At 42.2% G+C, this 7,143-nt stretch carries 5 protein-coding genes; 2 read left to right on the forward strand and 3 right to left on the reverse strand.

All coding sequences use genetic code 11. The features are described 5' to 3' along the window. Positions 1-393: 393 nt before the first annotated feature. Both E3K36_14935 and E3K36_14940 read right to left on the reverse strand, forming a co-directional pair. On the reverse strand, positions 394-1,581 hold the full coding sequence (locus E3K36_14935) for a hypothetical protein (protein MCF6156497.1): 1,188 nt from the start codon (positions 1,579-1,581) through the stop codon (positions 394-396). 6 nt (positions 1,582-1,587) lie between these two features. Further along, complete coding sequence (locus E3K36_14940) at positions 1,588-2,226, reverse strand: hypothetical protein (protein ID MCF6156498.1); 639 nt, start codon at positions 2,224-2,226, stop codon at positions 1,588-1,590. Positions 2,227-2,652: 426 nt separating this feature from the next. On the opposite strand from E3K36_14940, the gene E3K36_14945 reads away from it, so the two are divergent. Both E3K36_14945 and hutH read left to right on the forward strand, forming a co-directional pair. After that, the gene (locus E3K36_14945) at positions 2,653-4,119 is read left to right on the forward strand and encodes a B12-binding domain-containing radical SAM protein (protein MCF6156499.1); all 1,467 of its coding nucleotides are present in this window, start codon (positions 2,653-2,655) and stop codon (positions 4,117-4,119) included. 309 nt (positions 4,120-4,428) lie between these two features. Beyond that, positions 4,429-5,943, forward strand: a complete 1,515-nt coding sequence (gene hutH / locus E3K36_14950; GenBank protein MCF6156500.1) for a histidine ammonia-lyase — start codon at positions 4,429-4,431, stop codon at positions 5,941-5,943. A gap of 307 nt (positions 5,944-6,250) precedes the next feature. On the opposite strand, the gene E3K36_14955 is transcribed toward hutH, so the two are convergent. Then, positions 6,251-7,143, reverse strand: an 893-nt coding sequence (locus E3K36_14955) for an IS4 family transposase (protein MCF6156501.1), incomplete at its 5' end; no start/stop codon positions are given.

Below are 7,143 nucleotides of genomic sequence, written 5' to 3' on the forward strand. Positions count from 1 at the left end.
GGATTAAGGGGGATTTGTTTTCTTGAGATGTTGCAACTATTCTACGTTAAAAGGGGCTCCGATTGCTGAAAATTGCTGTGATACTGAACGACTGGAGAAACAGATTATACACAAAAAATGTTTATATTTATCTTATTATATCGGTATTGTAAACCAATACTTTAGATAAATTTTCCCGAAATCTGTGGAATGGTAAGCACGTTTGGAAGGGTCAGCCGTAACAGTTCACCACCGAGGTCGCAGAGAACCTAGGGATGCAGAGAGATAAATAAGCACTTCGGCAGCTTTTTTATGGCGCACCAGAGCGAAGAGTCTCTTCGCTTTACAACCACTGCTTTGAAATTCCTTGTCAAGTTTTCCTTTTACACTTCCGGCTCATTCGGGTTAGAATTTTTACCACCTGAATATGGCCTGGGCAAAAGATTTGCTGTGTATTTCTTCCCCAGGCTCATTCTCAATCTCGTATTCGAATTTAAATTCCAGATGCTCATTAAGATAGTAATTTATACCCAGGGCAACCCGGTCTGCCTCCTCCCCATCGGTAACATTACGGTTAGGATCTACGGAATCAAACCTCACGACTCCCTCCAGATATCGTAAATAATCTAAATTAAATGGGTATTTATAGGATGTCTGGAGGTAATAACCATTCCGGGAGTAATCGTCGCCATGTATTGTTTTCTGTTCCACATGACTGGTTATATACTCGCCGCGTACTTCCAGATTCCCCCTTTTAAACTGAATATCAGCCCCCAGAAAATCGATATCCAGTTTATTGTCCTCATCATATTTTCCCCGTGAATATGAACCTCCTATTTCCAGCCCTGGCAGACACTCATAACCGAGCCTTCCACCAATGGCCTTGTTACGGTTATTATCCCAGAGTTGTTGTACATCTTTTGGATCCGGTCCTTCAAGACCATTTGTTACGGCTATTTCGTATCTCAGCTTTGTGTCGTAAGGTAACGGCACAGTACCATGAAACATACCACCGATATCGGAATATGTTCCCGGTATAATCCTGATCGAGGGAAGGGGGCGGTCTACTAATTTATTGAAAGTTCCGGCTTCCACAAACCGTTCTATTCCCAGCGGAAATTTGAACTTTCCTATGTGAAATACCAGGAGTTTATCTATGATCTCGTAATCAAACTTAAATATTTCCAGGTCGTATTCTGTAAATCCTTCTTTGATCTCGAGCTCGGAATCAAACGATAACTTTTTTGATATCCGTTTCCCTGCCCAGAGGGTGAGTTCGTTCTCATCGAGAAATCTTGAGGATGGTTGTTGTGAGTCGTCATCCCGGCCTTTAACCGGAGAAGTAACACCAAAAAACCCGTGGAAGTCAAATCTTTTCCAGTCTTTTGGTATTTCTGTTTCCATCGAAACAGACTCAATGTTGAAATAGTAATCTTCAGGTAAAGCAGGCGTTTCTGCTTCCGACACGTTGCTTGAATTGGCTCTATCAGTTGCGGCCTTATTGTCCTGATCCATTGCGTAACACATAAGTGGTAGGAAAAGGATTATATATAAGACAAGCAAATTATATTTCATCAGAAATTTATAGGGAGAAAAGCCCATGCCATATCATTGTGCTGGGTCTGCCTCTCCTGTTTCAAAATAGGGGAACGCCTTTAAGAGCAAACCTTCTATTTCCCTTGTCAACGTGTCAAATTCCTTTGCATCGGGTTTTACCGACCCTGCTCCTAAAAAGCCCGTGCTTCCCAAAGTGTCCCGTGCCTTTACAAACCTGTTGTAGATACTTTCATGGAAACTGGTTTTGTGCCGAACATCGTAATCCCTCACGTTTCCTGCGAGCAGGATGGTATAATATTCCTCAGCAATTCTCAGTCTTACTTTGGAACGGACGAAGATTTCTAATTTTTCTTTACGGTTGTAATAAAACTTTTCACGAATGGCCAGAAAGATAAGGTTAGCCATTTGATTGGCCAGGGTTTGAAAATCCTGTTGTTCAACGGCACGATCGATCCGGGGTTTCAGGTCTATTTTAAATATCCGGTAAATATCCGTGGTGCGATCACGAATGCTATTGACTTCAGCTGCAACTTTTGGCCAATCGGCCTGTCTTCCATGCAAGATAATTGCTTTAAATACCTTGATCAGAGGATCTTCTTCTTTTGCATATCCATAGCCGCAGGTAATATTTTGATTCAGGATCAAGAGACAAAAATAAAAAATCAGGCAAATACCCGTAATTTTTCTCATCCAGACTTCTTTCTAAATTGGGCACTTCGGCTACTTTTTTAGTAGATCGAAGAGACTCTTCGATCTACAAACGCGGATTTAAAATCCTTGTATAACAGGAGCCGTCTCCTGGCAGGAGTTGGCTCCTACCCGTAATATTGAAATTCTTTTATTTCATTATTAAAACGTTATCTATATCATAAATGAAATAAAAGTCAACAATCACCAATTATGTTTGTAAGCTTGACAATGCATGGTAACGCTGTAAAATGGATTCCCAATGTAATGATAACAGTTGAAAGCAAGATGAAGGGTTGCGCGGACAAACAAGTTTGTCCGTGCTTAACTTTTAACGTTTTGGGATTTCAAAGCAGTGGTTATAGAGCGAAGAGGCACTTCGCTCTACATTAAATAAAACGACATTTAAACCAAGAGAAGGCGTAATTTATGAAAATTTTGTTATGTTCCATGCCCGATACCGTTCCCCAGTTTTCTGCAAAGACGTGGAGGGCGCCAAACCTGGCTATCTCTTCCATAGCTGGAAATATTCCATCGCACCATGAAGTGGCCCTGGCGGATCTGATACTCAAAAGGAAGACCTTGCCCTCTTCGGTAAAAAAGGCTATTGAGGACTATCAGCCCGATGTGGTAGGGCTGAGCGCCATGACGTTTCAATTTGACACAGCCCGGAGGATTGCGGCATTCATAAAAAGCATGCATAAGGAGATCAAAATAGCCATTGGCGGTTACCATGCCACCCTCATGTATGAAGAAATTGCTTCCTCCGACGATGGTGATCCTTTTGATTATATCGTCCGCGGAGAGGGTGAAAAAACCTTTGGCGATATGCTGGAGGCCATTGAAGGAAAACGAGAATGGAAAGACATCCCTGGCCTGTCCTATCGGTGTAATGGCAAATTTTTTCATAATCCCCCAAGACCCCTGGAGCATCTGGATACCTTGCAGCTCCCGCGTCGTGATGCACGCATCTGGGACGGGTACCTTTTTTCCGGAAAAGGACTGGATATGGTCGAGACATCCCGCGGTTGTACGATGACGTGTAATTTTTGCAGTATGAACCGCATGTATGGACGTACGTTCAGAACCTACAATTTTGAAAGGATTATGCATGACCTTGCGAACGCCAAAAAAAATGGTGCACGATACATAGCCTTTGCAGATGATAATATAACCCTGAATGTAAAAAGGTTTGAGTCCCTATGTGACGCAATAGTAGCAGCGGGTCACAATGATCTGCGTTATATCGTGCAGGCAAGTACGACAGGCGTGGCATCTTCTCCAACATTGGCCAAAAAAATGGCACGTGCAGGCATCCAAATTGTATTCCTGGGGATTGAAAATGTATCCGAACGGAACTTGAAGTTGATGAATAAGGGGAACTTGTTGGAAAAGACAAAGTGGGCGATTGAATACCTGCACAATAATAACATATTAATTGTGGGTGGCATGATTCTCGGACATGCAGAAGACAAAGAAGAAGATATTGCCCAGAATTTTGAATTCTTTGATAAGGCCAATATTGATTTTTATGGCGAGCAGATTATCACACCTTACCCGAAAACCGGCATGCGGGATATTTTAATCAAAGAAGGGCTCGTTACAAATACTACTGATTACCGCAAGTACAATGGCTTTTGGGCAAACGTTAAGACAAGGTATCTTTCATCAGAGGACTTGCAATTTTTGAGATGGAAATACAAACGGAAGTATTCCACATTTTTTAAAACTACGCCTGTGTTTAAGGCCAATTTCGCCATGGTCAACCTTATGCGGGTATTCATTCTGAGACCGTATCACCGGATTAAGAATTTTATTATCTCAATCGGAAAGACAGAGCGTGACATATTCGAAAAAGATATGAAAAGATTTGCTGAGATGAATAAATTTTTTTGATCATGATTTCAGGTCAGATACTTCGTTTCGCTCGGCATCAACAATTTCATCACTACTAACACCTATACCCATACATAGTACAATACCATCGGCCTGCCTTGCAAACAAAGGTGTTATCTTTGTAACCGTGTACGGCTTTGGTGAAAAACCGCTGGAGGATTTCGCAGTAACCGTTCATAATGGTTTTGGAAAATAGTATTGGATCGTAATTTGACCCCCATTACCTTGAAAAGTTGTTACCTGATGACAATAATGATACGAAGGAAACACAATATTTAAGAAACGGAGTTTTTCGTGGAATACATTGTCATGAATGGAGGAAATCTTTCTCTCACCCAATTTATTCAGGGGGTGAGGGGTGGGTACCGGGTGATGCTGAGCGAGGAGGCCGAGGTAAGGGTGATTAAGGCACGCGAGACTGTACAGCGTGCCTTAAACTCTAAACGGGCTATCTATGGGCTAACTACCGGTTTTGGTGCCCTGAGTGATGTGGTGATTTCAAAAGAACAGACGAAACAATTGCAAAAGAATATATTGATGAGCCATGCAGCAGGTGTAGGAAATTACCTGGACGAGGAAACTGCAAGGGCTACTCTGCTTCTCAAGATTAATGATCTGGCGAAGGGTTACGCAGGGATTAAGCCGGAGACATTGAAGATTCTCGTAGAGATGTTTAACAAGGGTGTGTATCCTCTCATGCCCGAAAAGGGTTCTGTTGGTGCCAGTGGTGACCTTGCACCGCTTGCCCACATGGCTCTGGTTTTGGTTGGACAGGGACATGCCCTTTTTAAGGGCAGAATTTTCAGCGGGAAGGCTGCAATGGAAAAGGCGGGGATTCAATTAGTCGATCTTGATGCTGGGGAGGGATTGGCCCTCATAAACGGAACACAGGTCATGACGGCCATAGGTGCCATTACTGTCTGTGATGCCTTGAATTTACTCAGGACAGCAGATATTGCGGCAGGGATGAGTTTAGAGGTTCTGTTAGCATCGAATGTTGAGCTGGACAAGAAGATTCATGACGTGAGACCTCATCCAGGACAGATTATTAGTGCTGATAATCTTCGACGCATTATCCGGAACAGTGAGATTGTTTCGTCGCATAAAGACTGCTCCCGTGTGCAGGATGCCTATTCCATCCGGTGCTCTCCACAGGTACATGGGGCTTCTATCGATGCCCTTCATTATGCAAGGCGGGTTCTGGAAATTGAGATGAATGCGGCGACTGACAATCCTTTGATTTTTCCGGAGACAGACCAGATTATATCAGGAGGTAACTTTCACGGTCAGCCTGTGGCACTGGCGTTAGATTTTCTTGCCATTGCCCTGTCAGAGATAGCTAATATCTCTGAAAGACGCACCGAACGGCTGGTAAATCCTCAGTTGAGTGGTTTGCCGGCATTTCTTATAAAAGACGCCGGCCTCAATTCGGGTTTTATGATAGCACAATATACGGCGGCGGCCCTCGTTTCCGAGAACAAGGTGCTTGCCCATCCCGCCAGTGTTGATTCTATTCCTACGTCAGCCAATAAAGAAGACCATGTAAGCATGGGGACCATTGCCGCAAGAAAATGCCGTGAAGTGCTGAAAAATGCTGAACAGGTGATTTCCATAGAATTACTATGTGCGGCTCAGGCGATGGATCTGTTTACTAACCTTAAGGCAGGTATGGGAACTATGGAGGCATACCGTCTTATTCGAGAGCACATTACCCACATGGAACAGGACCGCATCGTGTCCGATGATGTAAATACAATGTACAAACTGATACATGAGGGCAAAATTCTCAATGCTGTTGAAAACAAGATTGGCCCGTTGAATTAAAGAGCAGAATGATTGAAATGGGACGCAGATGAACGTTGATTAGTTTTTTGAAAAATTGTAGCTGTGAGATATACAATGAAAATGTCAATTTTCATGCCCGAAGGGCTTTCAGTATATAACGGCGGGGGTGAAGCCCCATAAGCGCTAACTTGTTTTGAAGAACTCGAAGCATTTTGAGATCTGCATCTTTCGGGTTCTTGGATTTTCCGATAAAGAACAAGCAATGTCATTCCAGTACTTAAGAACTTCCTGGAATGATAACGCTGGTTCTATAGCCCGTTTTACTTGATGAAGCATAAAAGCAAATTTACGCCATTGGCTTTGAGTCTTCTGGCTGGACCATGATGTATCCCCAGGGGGAAAAAGACTTGGCAAAATCTATGAGTTTTTCTGTTAAAAGAGCAACAAATAATTTGCCATAAAGCCAAGCTTTTGAGCTATCATCGTCGTATTTAGGTAAGTGTCCAAATTGTGCTATTTGTTTAAATCTCTTAAAGACCAGTTCAATTTGCCATCGAATTCGATACCATTCTAAGATATCAAAAGCGGTAAATCGATTTTCAGGAAACGTTGTGAATACAATTACGTACTTGGCATAAATAAGGGTCTCCGGTTTCAGTTCAATGCCCTTTTTGCTTGCATGTCTTCTGAGTTTTTTATGAGCTATTTTAATAGCTTCTTCTGTTTTGCGTATTACACAAAGGCGCCCTCTGACATATTCGGTATTATCGACGTTTGGAATAAAAACGTTCCATGATTTTATAGCAAGAGGTCTTTTTAGATGTTGGATTTCTTTCGATAAAGCAAAGGAATTGTTTTCTCCATCGAATATTCGTAGAGATTGCGAATTAACTCTAACGCTAAGATAAGCGCCTTTCCTTGTGGCATAATGAATTCCTTGACCAGTACAGTAACCTCTGTCAGCTATAATATAATCATCTTTTTTTATCGGAAACTGAAAAAAAGATTCTCCTGAACCTTCGCCTTCAGTTTCCGTAAGTTTAAAGAAATCGCAAGATAACGAAGGAACCACAATACTATAGTGAATGCGCCAAAGACTTCCTGTTCTTCCAGGTTCCTTTACTGTTGTTGCATCAAATAAGCGAAGATGGAAATTTTTCCGTTCATCAATTTGGAGGCCACGCTCACGGAATAAAGATAAACACAATTTATATAACCATTCTTTGCTCTTTTTTAATC

Source organism: Candidatus Brocadia sp., assembly GCA_021646415.1.
Taxonomy (GTDB): Bacteria; Planctomycetota; Brocadiia; order Brocadiales; family Brocadiaceae; genus Brocadia.